The organism is Streptomyces sp. NPDC051907 (assembly GCF_040681075.1).
GTDB lineage: Bacteria > Actinomycetota > Actinomycetes > Streptomycetales > Streptomycetaceae > Streptomyces.
On the sequence record NZ_JBFAYB010000005.1, the window covers coordinates 82,013 to 95,179 of the forward strand.

Below are 13,167 nucleotides of genomic sequence, written 5' to 3' on the forward strand. Positions count from 1 at the left end.
GTCAGTTCTCTGTTCCTTGTACGTGGAGCCGCATGACGAGAGCGTCGTGGTTGCCGGGCTGGTAGTAGCCGCGGCGGAACCCGATCGGCTCGAAGCCGAAACGCTCGTACAGCTTCTGGGCCCGGGTGTTGTCCACGCGCACTTCGAGGAGCACCTCGTCGCACTCGAAGGCGGTGGCGTGCTGCAGCAGGTCGGTCAGCAGCCGGGCGCCGAGTCCGGCCCCCCACTGCGAGCGGGCGACGGCGATGGTCTGCACGTCCCCGAGGCCGCCGGCCGCGGCGAGGCCCGCGTACCCGACGACCTCGCCGTCGTCCTCGGCCACCACATAGCGGCGGGTGGCCTGCGGGCCGCGGGCGTGGGCGAGCTCGGACCAGAACATCCCCGGCGACCAGGCGTCCTCGGGGAACAGCTCGTGCTCGAGCGCGAGCACCGGCTCCAGATCCCACCAGCGCATCTCGCGCAGCACAGCCCTCGCTCCGGCGGTCACTTGGGCGTGACCACCTTGTAGTTCTTCGGCACCTGGGCGTCCGGCCTGCGCAGATACAGCGGCAGCGGCGGGAGGAACTCCTCCCCGGCGGCCAGCTTCCGGGCGGCCAGCGAGGCGAGCGCCCCGGCCGAGACGTGCTCGGGCGCGCGGGCGTCCGAGAACACCTCCGGGTACAGCAGCGCGCCCGCTCCGACGGCGGGCAGCCCCGCGACCTGCTCGGCGATGTCGGCGGGCCGGTCGACGGCCGGCTCGCTCACGCGCGCGCCGGAGGCGTCGTACCGCGCCCAGTAGACCTCCTTGCGGCGGGCGTCCGTCGCCACGACGAAGGGCTCCTTGAGGCCGCAGGCGTACGCGAGCCCGTCCAGCGTGCACACCCCGTGCACCGGGATCCCCAGGGCGGAGGCGAAGGTCGAGGCCGTCACCAGGCCGACGCGCAGTCCGGTGTACGGGCCGGGGCCGACGCCGACGACCAGGTCGGTGACGGCGTCGAGGCTCACCCCGGCCTCGGCCAGGACCTCGTCGACGGCGGGCAGCAGCAGCTCCCCGTGGCGGCGGGCGTCCACGCGCGCGGTCTCGGCGAGGACGGAGGCGCCGTCGTGGAGGGCGGCGGTGACGGCGGGGGTGGCGGTATCAACAGCGAGCAAGAGCACGCGAACAGCCTACGGCTCCAGCGCCCGGGGCACGGTGCCCCGGCGAAGCGCACGGCTGCTGCTACCGTCACCAGCGATACGTACGACTGGATGCGTATAGCGCGCACGAACATTCGAGAGGTGGCACGGTGTCACGGAGCAGCTCGGTCCTGGTGGCCGGGCTCACGGCGGCCGCGCTGGCCGCCGTGGGCTTCCTCGCCTTCCAGGCGTCGGCGAGCGTCTCTGACGAGTTCGCCAAGCCCAAGGGCCCGGCCTCCAGCTCCACCGCGCCGGGCGCCGACGGAACCAAGCAGAAGCCCAAGAACCCGCTGACGCTGCCCGCCGACTCGGGCAAGGGCGTGCGGGTGGTGTACGCGCTGGGCGACCGCCGTGTCTGGCTGGTCGGCGAGAAGAACAAGCTGCGGCGGACCTTCGCGGTCATGCCCTCGACGGTCAGCCCGAAGCCGGGGTCCTACACCGTGACCTCGCGGTCGGGCAGCCTCGCCGGCTCGGACGGCGTGCAGATCGAGCATGTGGTGCGGTTCGCGCGCACCGACGGCGTCTCGGTCGGCTTCAGCGCGGCGGTGGACGGCACGCTGGCCGCCCCGGACCCGGAGAAGAAGACCGGCGGCGTGCGGATGAAGCGGGCCGACGGCGACGCGGTGTGGGGCTTCGCGACGATCGGCACAAAGGTCGTCGTCGTCCCGTAGCGAAGTTCCGCGGCGAAGGGCCCCGCGGCCCTCGGGACGGCCGGGTGCGCGCCCGTCGTGGCGCCGTCGCAGAACCGCCCGTACGGAGGACCCGGCGCGGCCCGGCTCAGGCGACGCGCTCTGTCTGCCGGACGGCCCAGACGCGACGCGCTCTCCCTGCGGGCGACTCAGACGCGACGCACCGTTCGTGCCGGACGGTTCCGGCTGCCGCACCATGCGCGCCGGGCGGCTACGCGCCGCCCGTCCTCATGCCGCGTCGCGTCGCGCGGGTCCCTCCGGCCGCTCGGCGGGCTGTTCGTCGCGAGGCGGGGTGGAGACCGCGCTGGCCGCGGCACAGGACGCCAGGAGCTCGCGCATCGACAGGACCGACGGCTGAGGCGGCAGCTGCTGCTGCCGAGGACGCGTTTCGCGCTCGGATGCCGGCATGGACGCCTCCTGGGGGCTCCGGGGGCAGGCGTGGTTAGGTAGACCTAACCAGCTCTCTGTACCATGTGACCACGCCCGGCACCGCAGACGCAACATTTTCCCGACGTCTTGTCGGAATGTACACACGGCAGGGCTACACCACCCGGCGGGCGGGACTGCGCCGCTGCTCAGGCCCCCACGGCGGAGAGGTCGACCGCGGACCAGCGCGCGCCGAAGCCGTGCAGAGCGACCTCGCGACGATCGTCGTCCGTGTCCCCGACGACCCGGTGGATCACCACGTGCAGCCGACCCTCGGAGAGGTCCTCGACCTTGCCGTCGCCCCACTCCACGACGATCACCGACTCGGGCAGCGAGACGTCGAGGTCGAGGTCCTCCATCTCGTCGAGCCCGCCGCCCAGCCGGTACGCGTCCACATGGACGAGGGCCGGGCCGCCGGTCAGCGAGGGGTGGACACGGGCGATCACGAAGGTCGGCGAGGTGACGGCGCCGCGCACGCCGAGGCCCTCCCCCAGGCCCCGGGTCAGCGTCGTCTTGCCCGCGCCGAGCTCGCCGGTGAGCATCACCAGATCGCCGGGGCGCAGCAGCTTGGCGAGCCGGCGGCCCAACTCCTGCATCTGCTCGGGGGACTCGACGGAGAGAGAGGCGGTGGCGGCGGCGGTCTCAGCCGCCGGGCTGTGCGGTGCTTCCATACGGTCCAACGTTAGCCGCTGTCGGCACCGCGCCGACCCGGGCCAGCAGGTCGGCGAGCCGGTCCGTGACGGCCTCCGGGTGCTCCAGCATCACCAGATGGCCGCCGTCCGGAACGATGACCAGCTCCGCGTCCGGGAGTATGTCCGCGATGGCCTCGCTGTGGGAGCTGGGGGTGACCAGGTCCCTGTCGCCGGCCAGGACCAGCGCCGGGACCTCCAGGAAGACCTCGAGCGCCTCGGCCTTGTCGTGCTCCACGAAGGCCGGGTAGAACTCCGCGACCACGTCGATCGGGGTCGACTCGATCAGCCGCTCCGCGAACCGCGCGACCGCCGGGTCCACGTCCTTGGACGAGAACGAGTACCGCTTGATCAGGCCCGCGAACAGGTCGGCGGTGGCGCGGCGGCCCCGCTCGACCAGCTCGGCCTGCGAGCCGAGCGCCTTGAGGACGCCGGGCAGCACCCGGCGCACGGCGTTGACGCCGGCGACCGGCAGACCGTAGTTGACCTCGCCGAGCTTCCCGCACGAGGTGCCGACCAGGGCGACCCCGACGACCCGCTCCCGCACCAGCTCGGGGAACTGGTCGGCGAGCGCCATCACCGTCATGCCGCCCATGGAGTGGCCGACGAGCACCAGCGGCCCCTCCGGCGCCGCCGCGTCGATGACCGCCTTCAGATCGCGGCCCAGCTGGTCGATGGAGACCGGTACCGGGTCGGGGCCCGACTGCGAGGCGCCGCGCGCCGAGCGGCCGTGGCTGCGCTGGTCCCAGTGCACCGTGCGGACCAGTCCGCGCAGGGCGGCGCGCTGGAAGTGCCAGGAGTCCTGGCTCAGGCAGTACCCATGGCTGAAGACCACGGTGACGGGCGCGGGGGCCTTGCGGCCGAAGAGCCGGCGGCGGCGCGGGCCGCCCGAGTCCGGCTCCACCTCGTCGGACTCGTAGTAGAGCTCGGTGCCGTCGTCGGCGAGCGCCCTGCCGGGCATGCCGCGCAGCGCGCCGTAGGGCCCCGAGGCGTCCAGCGCCAGCCGGGCCTTCTTGCGCATGCCGCGGCCGACCGTGAGCCGCTCCAGCGCCACGCCCGCGGCGGCGCCGGCGGCGATCACGCCTATCGCGGCGCCGGCGATGCCCGCCTTGCGCCAGTTGCCCGCCGCCGTGGCGGCGGCTGCCACGGCGTCCCCCGTGCTGGTATCGCTCACCGTGCCGCTCCTACTCGTCCGGGTCCACGTTCAGATAGACGCGCGGAACCCTCGTTCCGATGCGGGTGACGATCTCGTACGCAATAGTGCCCGCTGCCTCGGCCCAGTCCTCGGCGGTGGGCTCGCCGCGGCGGCCCGGTCCGAACAGCAGCGCGTCGGCGCCCTCCTGGACCTTCTCCCCGCCCAGGTCGACGACGAACTGGTCCATGGCCACCCGGCCGGCGATCCGCCGCCGTTCGCCGCCGACCAGGACCGGACCTCGGTCCGAGGCGTGGCGCGGGACGCCGTCCGCATAGCCCAGCGGGATCAGGCCGAGGGTCGTCTCCTGGGCCGTGACGTAGTGATGCCCATAGCTGACGCCATGACCCGCCGGAACGCGCTTGACCAGGGCCACCGAGGCCGCGAGCGTCATAGCGGGCCACAGGCCCAGCTCCTCCGGCGTGCCGAGCTCGGGGCTGGGCGAGATGCCGTACATCGCGATCCCGGTCCGCACCAGGTCGAAGTGGGACTCGGGGAGCGTCAGCGTGGCCGGGGAGTTGGCCATGTGCCGCACCTCGGGCTCGATGCCCGCCTTCTCGGCGTACGTCAGCATGTCGCCGAAGACGTCCAGCTGGGCGGCGATCGAGGGGTGCCCGGGCTCGTCCGCGCACGCGAAGTGCGACCACAGGCCGGCGACCTTGACCGTGCCCTCGGCCTCGGCGGCGCGGGCGGCGGCGACCAGCTCGGCCCAGTCGGCGGGCTGGCAGCCGTTGCGCCCGAGGCCCGTGTCGGCCTTCAGATGGACGCGGGCGGCGCGCCCGGCCTCCCGGGCGGCGGCCCTGGCCTCCTCGAGCGCCCACAGGGCGCTGACGCCCAGGTCCAGATCGGCCTCGACGCCCTCGCGCCAGGGCCCGCCGGGCGTCCACAGCCAGCACAGGATCCGCTCCTGGAGCCCGGCGGCGCGCAGCGCGAGCGCCTCGTGCGGCGTCGCGGTCCCCAGCCAGGTCGCCCCGGCCTGGACGGCGGCCCTGGCGCACGGCACAGCGCCGTGGCCATAGCCGTCCGACTTCACCACGGCCATCAGCGCAGCCCGGGGCGCGCGGGCGCGCAGAGCGCGCACGTTGGCGCGCACAGCGGCGAGGTCGATCTCGGCGCGGGCTCTCAGTGTCTGGCTCATCGCGCCCAGTGTCTCAGAGGCCCGCGGCAGGGTTCGAGGTTCCCCGGCCCGCCCCCGGGGCGCGGATCACTCCCATACGTCCCGCCACGCGGCAGCAAGCCCCTGCGCCACCTCGTACGCCGTGATCGGCACCCCCTGCGCCACCGCGTGTCGCGCCGCCAGACCGTGCAGATACGCCGCGGCCGAGCCCGCGTCCCGCGCCTCGAGTCCGGCCGCCAGCAGGGAGCCCGCCAGGCCGGAGAGCACGTCGCCGCTGCCGGCCGTCGCCAGCCAGGGCGTGCCCATGGGGTTGACCCGGACCGGTGAGCGGCCGCCGTCCGGGGCCGCGACCAGCGTCGTCGAGCCCTTCAGCAGAACCGTCGCCCCATAGCGCTCGGCAAGCTCCCGCACCGACGCGAGCCGCGCCGACTCGACCTCCTCGCGGGCCACGCCGAGCAGCGCGGCGGCCTCGCCCGCGTGCGGGGTCAGCAGGGTGGGCGCGCCCCGGTCCCGTACCGCCTGCGCGTCCAGCAGCCGCAGCCCGTCCGCGTCGACGAGGACCGGCACGTCGGAGGCGAGGACGTCGCGTACGCAGTCCATGGCGTCGCCGCCGTCGCCGAGCCCCGGGCCGAGCACCCACGCCTGCACCCGCCCGGCCTTCGACGGCGGCCCGGCGTGCACCAGGGCCTCCGGGAAGCGGGCGAGGACCGCGTCGGCGGCGGGCCCGACGTACCGCACGGCGCCCGAGCCGCCCCTGAGCCCGCCCGCCACGGCGAGCACCGCCGCGCCCGGGTAGCGCGCGGACCCCGCGACGACGCCGACGACGCCCCGGCGGTACTTGTCGCTCGCGGCGCTCGGCGCGGGCAGCAGCTGCGCCAGGTCCTCGTGCTGGAGGGCCTCCACGTCGGGCACCGAGGGCAGCCAGTCCTCCAGCCCGATCGGGACGAGGCGGACCGTGCCCGCGTACTCCTTCGCCGGATCGATCAGCAGACCCGGCTTGTACGTTCCGAAGGTCACCGTCGCATCCGCCGGCAGGGCCTCGCCCAGCACCTCCCCGGTGTCCGCCTCGACACCGCTGGGCAGGTCGACGGCGACGACGACGGCGTTGGACCCGCGTGCGGCGCGCACCACCGGCGCCGCCTCGGGCCGCAGCCCGCCGCGCCCGCCGATGCCCGTGACGCCGTCCAGGACCAGGTCCGCGACGGCCAGCGCCTCGAAGGGGTCGTCCGCGACCCGTCCGCCCGCGCCCAGCAGGGCCGCCAGCCCTCCCTCGTGGGCGCGCGAGCCCGTCAGCACGGCCGTCACCCCGGCGCCCCGGCGCGCGAGCCGGGCGCCCGCGTACAGCGCGTCGCCGCCGTTGTCGCCGCTGCCGACGAGCAGGACGACCCGCGATCCGTACACCCGGCCCAGCAGGGGCGCGCAGGCCGCGGCCAGTCCGGCGGCGGCGCGCTGCATCAGCGCCCCCTCCGGCAGCCGCGCCATCAGCTCGGCCTCGGCGGCCCGTACGGTCTCCACGCGGTAAGCGGTGCGCATACGGTCAACCCTCCGCGATCACCACGGCCGACGCCACCCCCGCGTCATGGCTCAACGACACGTGCCAGGAGCGCACCCCGAGCGCGGCGGCGCGCGCCGCGACCGTGCCGCGCACCCGCAGCCGGGGCTGGCCGGTGTCCTCGACGTACACCTCGGCGTCCGTCCACAGCAGCCCGGCGGGCGCGCCCAGCGCCTTGGCGAGCGCTTCCTTGGCGGCGAAGCGCGCCGCCAAGGACGCGAAGCCGCGCTGCTCGCCGCTGGGCAGCAGCAGCTCCCGCTCCACGAAGAGCCGGTCGGCCATCGCCGGCGTGCGCCGCATCGACGCGGCGAACCGGTCGATCTCGGCGACGTCGATCCCCACCCCGATGATCATTCGACGGTGACCGACTTCGCCAGGTTGCGGGGCTGGTCGACCTCGTTGCCGCGGGCCGTGGCCAGCTCGCAGGCGAAGACCTGCAGCGGCACGGTGGCGACCAGGGGCTGCAGCAGCGTCGGCGTCACCGGGATGCGGATCAGATGGTCGGCGTACGGCACGACCGCCTCGTCGCCGTCCTCGGCGATCACGATGGTGCGCGCCCCGCGGGCCCGGATCTCCTGGATATTGGAGACGATCTTGTCGTGGAGCACCGAGCGCCCGCGCGGCGACGGCACCACGACCACCACCGGCAGATCCTCCTCGATCAGCGCGATAGGCCCGTGCTTGAGCTCGCCGGCCGCGAAGCCCTCCGCGTGCATATAGGCCAGCTCCTTGAGCTTCAGCGCGCCCTCCAGCGCCACCGGGTAGCCCACATGGCGGCCTAGGAAGAGCACGGTGTTCTTGCCGGCGAGCGAGCGCGCCAGCTCCCGCACGGGCTCCATGGTCTCCAGGACCTGCTCGACCGCTTCGGAGACCTTGGCCAGATCGCGGATGACCGCCTGGATCTCGTCGCCCCACTTGGTGCCGCGCACCTGCCCCAGATAGAGGGCGACCAGATAGCAGGCCACCAGCTGGGTCAAGAACGCCTTGGTCGAGGCGACCGCCACCTCGGGGCCCGCGTGCGTGTACAGCACGGCGTCGGACTCGCGCGGGATCGTCGAGCCGTTCGTGTTGCAGATCGCCAGCACCTTCGCGCCCTGCTCGCGCGCGTGGCGCAGGGCCATCAGGGTGTCCATCGTCTCGCCGGACTGGGAGATCGCGATCACCAGGGTGCGCTGGTCGAGGATCGGGTCGCGGTAGCGGAACTCGCTCGCCAGCTCCGTCTCGCAGGGGATGCGCGTCCAGTGCTCGATCGCCAGCTTCGCGATCATGCCCGCGTGGTAGGCGGTGCCGCACGCGACGACGACGACCTTGTCGACCTCGCGGAGCACCGACGTCGGGATCCGCACCTCGTCCAGGGTCAGCGAGCCGGCCGCGTCGATCCGGCCGAGCAGGGTGTCGGCGACCGCCTTCGGCTGCTCGGCGATCTCCTTGAGCATGAAGTAGTCGTAGCCGCCCTTCTCGGCGGCCGAGGCGTCCCAGTCCACGTGGTACGAGCGGACGTCCGCGGGCGCCCCGTCGAAGTCGGTGACGCTCACCCCGTCCCGGCGCAGCTCCACGACCTGGTCCTGGCCCAGCTCGATGGCCGAGCGCGTATGGGCGATGAAGGCCGCCACGTCCGAGGCGAGGAACGACTCGCCCTCGCCGACGCCCACCACCAGCGGGGAGTTGCGGCGCGCGCCCACGACCACGTCCGGCTCGTCCGCGTGCACGGCGACCAGCGTGAACGCGCCCTCGAGCTGCCGGCACACCTGGCGCATCGACTCCGCGAGGTCGCCGCAGGAGGAGAACGACTCGGCGAGCAGATGCGCCACGACCTCGGTGTCCGTCTCGGACTCCAGCTCGTGCCCGCGCTCGGTCAGCTCCGCCCGCAGCACCGCGAAGTTCTCGATGATCCCGTTGTGGACGACGGCCACCCGCCCCGCGTTGTCCAGGTGGGGGTGGGCGTTGGCGTCCGTGGGCCCGCCGTGCGTGGCCCATCGGGTGTGCCCGATGCCGGTGGAGCCGCTCGGCAGCGGCCGGTCCACCAGCTCCTTCTCCAGATTGACGAGCTTGCCCGCCTTCTTCGCCGCGGCCAGCCCGCCGTCGGCGAGGACCGCCACGCCGGCCGAGTCGTAGCCCCGGTACTCGAGCCGCTTGAGGCCCGCGATGACCACATCAAGCGCCGACTGTCCGCCGACGTAACCCACGATTCCGCACATGGAACCGCAGCCTACGGCCCGAGCCCCCCGCCGCCCGGGCAGGCGGGCTCATGCGCGGGGCACGGCCTGCCGGAGCCGTCCGATTCGGGGCTCAGACCTTCGCCCGGTACGCCCTCATCGCCAGCGGGTAGAACACGGCGGCTATCCCCGCCGCCCAGGCCAGCGACCACATCACCGGCTCGGCCACCGGGCCGCCCAGCAGCAGGCCGCGGTAGGCGTCCGACAGCTGGGTGACCGGGTTGACATCGCTCCACGCCTGGAGCCAGCCCGGCATCGTGTCGACCATGACGAACGCGCTGCTGGTGAAGGTGATCGGGAAGATGATCGTGAACGCGAACGCCTGCACCTTCTCGGCGTCGCCCGCCAGCATCCCGATCAGCACCGCGCTCCAGGACACCGCGGCCGCGAACACGACCAGCAGCACCGCGCCCAGCAGGAATCCGACGACGCCGCCGGTGATCCGGAAGCCGAGCAGCAGACCGAGGCCGATCATCAGCAGCATCGCCCAGACGTGCTTGGCGAGGTCGGCGACGATCCGGCCGACGAGCGGGGCGGAGCGGGCTATCGGCAGGCTCCGCAGCCGGTCGAAGACGCCCTTGGTCAGGTCGGTGTTGAGCGCCATCGCCGTGTACATCGTCATGAACAGCGTGTTCTGGACGATGATCCCGGGCAGCGCGTACTCCAGATACGCCTGGGGCGATCCGGCCATCTGTCCGCCCAGGACGTAGGTGAACAGGAACACGAACATGATCGGCGTGATGCTGTAGTCCACCAGCTCCAGCGGGTTGTGCTTCACCGCGACCAGCGAGCGCCAGGCCATCGTCAGCGTCTGCTGGATCCCCGCCAGCGGGCGCACCCGCCCGGACTTGGTCAGCGGGGCGGTGATCGTCGTAGCGGCCATGGCTAGCGCACCGCCTTCTCGAACTCGCTCTCGTCCACGGGCGGCTCGTCCGGCCCGCCCGTCTGGTCCTGCTCGCCCGTCTGGTCCTGCTCGGCGCGCTGCTCCGGCTGCTCCGGCTCCGCCCGGTGCCCGGTCAGCGCCAGGAAGACCTCGTCCAGCGAGGAGCGGCGCAGCGCCAGCTCCCCCACCGCTATCCCCGCGCGGTCCAGCCTGCGCACCACGGCGGGCATCAGCTCCGGGTCGTTCACCGGCGCCGTGACCGTCTCGCCCTCGATCCGGGTGTGCGGCCCGGCCGCCTCGGCCACCAGCGCGTGCGCGGCCACGAGATCGTCGCCGCGGACCGGCCGCAGCGCGAGCACTTGGCCGCCCACCTGCGACTTCAGCTCGTCCGGCGTGCCCTCGGCGATCACCCGGCCCTTGTCGACCACCACGATGTCGTCGGCGAGGACGTCCGCCTCGTTCAGATACTGGGTGGTCAGCAGCGCGGTCGCGCCGTCGGCGACGAGGGCGCGCAGCATGTCCCACAGCTCGCCGCGGCTGTGCGGGTCGAGCCCGGTCGTCGGCTCGTCGAGGAAGAGGATCTGCGGCCTGCCCACCAGGCTCGCCGCCAGGTCCAGCCGGCGGCGCATGCCTCCGGAGAAGGTCTTCACCGCGCGCCCTGCGGCGTCGGTCAGCTGAAAGCGGTCCAGCAGCTCCTCCCCGCGAGAGCGCGCCTCGCGCCTCGGCATGCCCAGCAGACGGCCGATGAGCAGCAGATTCTCGGTGCCGGTCAGATTCTCGTCGACCGCCGCGTACTGCCCGGTCAGACCGACCAGCGCGCGCACCGCGCCCGCTTCCCGCACGACGTCGTGGCCGGCCACGAAGGCCCGTCCGGCGTCGGGCTGGATCAGGGTGGCGAAGATCCGGACCGCCGTGGTCTTGCCCGCGCCGTTGGGCCCGAGCAGGCCGAGCACCGTGCCCGCCCGTGCCGCCAGATCCACCCCGGCCAGTGCCTGAGTGTCCTTGAACCGCTTGGCCAGGCCTTCCGCCTGGATCGCGTACGTCATGGGATTCCCCTCGCGGGTCCGTGGACGTCGGGCCGGCGCCCACTCCTCAGAACAACTGTGACGTACGCCACTGACATTCCTCCCGCGAGAGCCCGGGCCTGCCCGGAACGCCCCCGCGATCCGCCCGGCGGCCCCGGCGTGAGGGACGCCACGCCGCACTATGAGCGGCCTGCCGCGACAATGAGCATGTGATCACTTCGCCGCCACGAAGCCGCAGGACGGACCGGGCCGAGAGGACAGAGTCGTCCCCTTACCTCGACCTCACCCGACAGGAGTGGAGCGCCCTCCGCGACAAGACCCCCCTGCCGCTGACCGCCGACGAGGTGGAGCGGCTGCGCGGACTCGGCGACGTCATCGACCTCGACGAGGTCCGGGACATCTACCTCCCGCTCTCCCAGCTGCTCAATCTGTACGTCGGCGCCACCGCCGGCCTGCGGGGCTCGCTCAACACCTTCCTCGGCGACGCGGGCAACGGCCACGGCACCCAGCGCGGCACCCCCTTCGTCATAGGCGTCGCCGGGTCCGTCGCCGTCGGCAAGTCCACCGTCGCCCGCGTCCTCCAGGCGATGCTGGCCCGCTGGCCCGAGCACCCGCGCGTCGAGCTGGTCACCACCGACGGCTTCCTGCTCCCGATGAAGGAGCTGGAGGCCCGCGGTCTGATGTCCCGCAAGGGGTTCCCGGAGTCGTACGACCGGCGCGCCCTGACCCGGTTCGTCGCCGACATCAAGGCCGGCAAGGACGAGGTCACCGCGCCCGTCTACTCGCACCTGATCTACGACATCGTGCCCGGCGAGCGCCTGACCGTCCGCCGCCCGGACATCCTCATCGTGGAGGGCCTCAACGTCCTCCAGCCCGCCCTGCCCGGCAAGGACGGCCGGACCCGCGTCGGCCTCGCGGACTACTTCGACTTCAGCGTGTACGTGGACGCGCGCCCCGAGGACATCGAGACCTGGTACCTCAACCGCTTCCGCAAGCTGCGCGAGACGGCCTTCCAGAACCCGTTCTCGTACTTCCGGAAGTACACCCAGGTCTCCGAGGAGGAGGCGCTGGACTACGCCCGTACCATGTGGCGGACCATCAACAAGCCCAATCTGCTGGAGAATGTGGCCCCCACGCGCGGCCGCGCCACGCTGGTGCTGCGCAAGGGACCCGACCACAAGGTCCAGCGTCTGTCGCTGCGCAAGCTGTAGTCAGAGCTGTCATCAGGCCGAGCTGTCGGCAGGCCGAACCGCACGCTGAGCTGAGAGGGAGTCCCGCCACGTGCTGCATCTGCGCCTGATCACCCCGGCCGACCGCACCCAGGAGGTAGTCCGACTGGTCGAGGGGACGGTCGGCACCACGCATCTCGCGGTCGTTCCCGGCGCGGCCCTCGACCCGCCGGGCGACCTGGTGATGTGCGACGTGGCGCGCGAGGCGGCCGACGAGCTGATCGGCGGGCTGCGCCGAATGGACATCGACGACACCGGCTCGATCGCCGTCGAGAACATCGACCTGTCGCTGTCCCGGCGCGCCGACCAGGCCGAGGACGACGCGCCGGGCGAGGGCGCGGACGCGGTGCTGTGGGAGCACTTGGAGGACGCGACCCACGAGGAGTCGACCCTCTCGGCCACCTACGTCGCCTTCCTCTCGCTGGCCACGATGATCGCGGCGTGCGGCGTGGTGCTGGACAACGCGATCCTGATCGTGGGCGCCATGGCGGTCGGACCGGAGTTCGGTCCGCTGGCCGGCTTCTGCACGGCCCTGGTGCAGCGATCCGCGCGCCTGGCGTGGCGCTCGTTCGTCGCGCTGATCGTGGGCTTCGCGGTGGCGATGCTGGTGACGGTGGCGTTCAGCTCCTTCATGGACGCCGTGGACCTGTTCGACCAGGCGATGCTGAACGCCGAGCGCCCCAACACCAACTTCATCTACCGCCCGGACTGGTTCTCGTTCGTGGTGGCGGTCCTGGCGGGCGCGGCGGGCATGCTCTCGCTGACGTCGGCGAAGTCGGGCGCGCTGGTGGGCGTGGCGATCTCGGTGACGACGGTCCCCGCCGCGGCGAACGCGGCGGTGGCCTTCAGCTACCAGGAGTACCACCAGGCATGGGGCTCGACCGAGCAGCTCCTGCTGAACCTGCTGGGCATCGTCCTGGCGGGCACGCTGACGCTGCTGCTCCAGAAGGGCCTGTGGGCCGCGCAGCGCCGACGTGCCGCGAACTCCTGACCT

The 13,167-nt window shown here is 73.1% G+C and carries 14 protein-coding genes; 3 read left to right on the top strand and 11 right to left on the bottom strand.

Annotation, left to right across the window (positions count from 1 at the left end; translation table 11 throughout):
* Nucleotide 1: 1 nt before the first annotated feature.
* Nucleotides 2-487, bottom strand: a complete 486-nt coding sequence (gene rimI, locus AB0M39_RS05190; RefSeq protein ID WP_365360342.1) for a ribosomal protein S18-alanine N-acetyltransferase — start codon at nucleotides 485-487, stop codon at nucleotides 2-4.
* Nucleotides 484-1,137: a tRNA (adenosine(37)-N6)-threonylcarbamoyltransferase complex dimerization subunit type 1 TsaB gene (tsaB, locus tag AB0M39_RS05195; RefSeq protein WP_365360344.1), complete on the bottom strand. Its 654-nt coding sequence runs from the start codon at nucleotides 1,135-1,137 to the stop codon at nucleotides 484-486. The genes rimI and tsaB overlap by 4 nt, the downstream gene beginning before the upstream one ends.
* A gap of 128 nt (nucleotides 1,138-1,265) precedes the next feature.
* On the opposite strand from tsaB, the gene AB0M39_RS05200 reads away from it, so the two are divergent.
* Complete coding sequence (locus AB0M39_RS05200) at nucleotides 1,266-1,826, top strand: hypothetical protein (RefSeq protein WP_365360346.1); 561 nt, start codon at nucleotides 1,266-1,268, stop codon at nucleotides 1,824-1,826.
* A gap of 246 nt (nucleotides 1,827-2,072) precedes the next feature.
* Here the strand turns inward: AB0M39_RS05200 and AB0M39_RS05205 are convergent, their stop codons facing one another.
* The 9 genes from AB0M39_RS05205 to AB0M39_RS05245 form a co-directional block, all read right to left on the bottom strand.
* The gene (locus AB0M39_RS05205; RefSeq protein WP_365360348.1) at nucleotides 2,073-2,252 is read right to left on the bottom strand and encodes a hypothetical protein; all 180 of its coding nucleotides are present in this window, start codon (nucleotides 2,250-2,252) and stop codon (nucleotides 2,073-2,075) included.
* Nucleotides 2,253-2,419: 167 nt separating this feature from the next.
* Nucleotides 2,420-2,941: a tRNA (adenosine(37)-N6)-threonylcarbamoyltransferase complex ATPase subunit type 1 TsaE gene (gene tsaE / locus AB0M39_RS05210; protein ID WP_365360350.1), complete on the bottom strand. Its 522-nt coding sequence runs from the start codon at nucleotides 2,939-2,941 to the stop codon at nucleotides 2,420-2,422.
* Entirely contained in the window at nucleotides 2,913-4,133 is a 1,221-nt protein-coding gene (locus AB0M39_RS05215) for an alpha/beta hydrolase (RefSeq protein ID WP_365360352.1), read from the bottom strand. The genes tsaE and AB0M39_RS05215 overlap by 29 nt, the downstream gene beginning before the upstream one ends.
* A gap of 10 nt (nucleotides 4,134-4,143) precedes the next feature.
* Nucleotides 4,144-5,289: an alanine racemase gene (gene alr / locus AB0M39_RS05220; RefSeq protein WP_365360354.1), complete on the bottom strand. Its 1,146-nt coding sequence runs from the start codon at nucleotides 5,287-5,289 to the stop codon at nucleotides 4,144-4,146.
* A gap of 66 nt (nucleotides 5,290-5,355) precedes the next feature.
* Nucleotides 5,356-6,801 (bottom strand): NAD(P)H-hydrate dehydratase, encoded by a 1,446-nt coding sequence (locus AB0M39_RS05225; RefSeq protein ID WP_365360356.1) that lies wholly within the window; start codon nucleotides 6,799-6,801, stop codon nucleotides 5,356-5,358.
* Between the two features lie 4 nt (nucleotides 6,802-6,805).
* The gene (locus AB0M39_RS05230) at nucleotides 6,806-7,174 is read right to left on the bottom strand and encodes a holo-ACP synthase (protein ID WP_365360358.1); all 369 of its coding nucleotides are present in this window, start codon (nucleotides 7,172-7,174) and stop codon (nucleotides 6,806-6,808) included.
* Complete coding sequence (glmS, locus tag AB0M39_RS05235) at nucleotides 7,171-9,018, bottom strand: glutamine--fructose-6-phosphate transaminase (isomerizing) (protein WP_365360360.1); 1,848 nt, start codon at nucleotides 9,016-9,018, stop codon at nucleotides 7,171-7,173. The genes AB0M39_RS05230 and glmS overlap by 4 nt, the downstream gene beginning before the upstream one ends.
* Nucleotides 9,019-9,109: 91 nt before the next feature.
* Nucleotides 9,110-9,919, bottom strand: coding sequence for an ABC transporter permease (locus tag AB0M39_RS05240; RefSeq protein ID WP_365360362.1), 810 nt, complete (start codon nucleotides 9,917-9,919; stop codon nucleotides 9,110-9,112).
* A 2-nt stretch (nucleotides 9,920-9,921) separates the two neighbouring features.
* The gene (locus AB0M39_RS05245; protein ID WP_365360364.1) at nucleotides 9,922-10,965 is read right to left on the bottom strand and encodes an ATP-binding cassette domain-containing protein; all 1,044 of its coding nucleotides are present in this window, start codon (nucleotides 10,963-10,965) and stop codon (nucleotides 9,922-9,924) included.
* A gap of 188 nt (nucleotides 10,966-11,153) precedes the next feature.
* Between AB0M39_RS05245 and coaA the strand changes: the two genes are divergently transcribed.
* Nucleotides 11,154-12,155 carry a type I pantothenate kinase gene (gene coaA, locus AB0M39_RS05250; RefSeq protein WP_365360366.1) on the top strand — a complete coding sequence of 334 codons (1,002 nt, stop codon included), beginning with the start codon at nucleotides 11,154-11,156 and terminating at the stop codon, nucleotides 12,153-12,155.
* Between the two features lie 70 nt (nucleotides 12,156-12,225).
* Nucleotides 12,226-13,164 carry a DUF389 domain-containing protein gene (locus AB0M39_RS05255; protein ID WP_365360368.1) on the top strand — a complete coding sequence of 313 codons (939 nt, stop codon included), beginning with the start codon at nucleotides 12,226-12,228 and terminating at the stop codon, nucleotides 13,162-13,164.
* Nucleotides 13,165-13,167: the final 3 nt, after the last annotated feature.

Coding starts and splice junctions, on each gene's coding strand:
- AB0M39_RS05205 (WP_365360348.1), bottom strand. CDS start 2,252: ATGCCGGCATCCGAGCGCGAAACGCGTCCTCGGCAGCAGCAGCTGCCG.
- AB0M39_RS05240 (WP_365360362.1), bottom strand. CDS start 9,919: ATGGCCGCTACGACGATCACCGCCCCGCTGACCAAGTCCGGGCGGGTG.
- alr (WP_365360354.1), bottom strand. CDS start 5,289: ATGAGCCAGACACTGAGAGCCCGCGCCGAGATCGACCTCGCCGCTGTG.
- AB0M39_RS05225 (WP_365360356.1), bottom strand. CDS start 6,801: ATGCGCACCGCTTACCGCGTGGAGACCGTACGGGCCGCCGAGGCCGAG.
- tsaE (WP_365360350.1), bottom strand. CDS start 2,941: ATGGAAGCACCGCACAGCCCGGCGGCTGAGACCGCCGCCGCCACCGCC.
- AB0M39_RS05230 (WP_365360358.1), bottom strand. CDS start 7,174: ATGATCATCGGGGTGGGGATCGACGTCGCCGAGATCGACCGGTTCGCC.
- AB0M39_RS05245 (WP_365360364.1), bottom strand. CDS start 10,965: ATGACGTACGCGATCCAGGCGGAAGGCCTGGCCAAGCGGTTCAAGGAC.
- glmS (WP_365360360.1), bottom strand. CDS start 9,018: ATGTGCGGAATCGTGGGTTACGTCGGCGGACAGTCGGCGCTTGATGTG.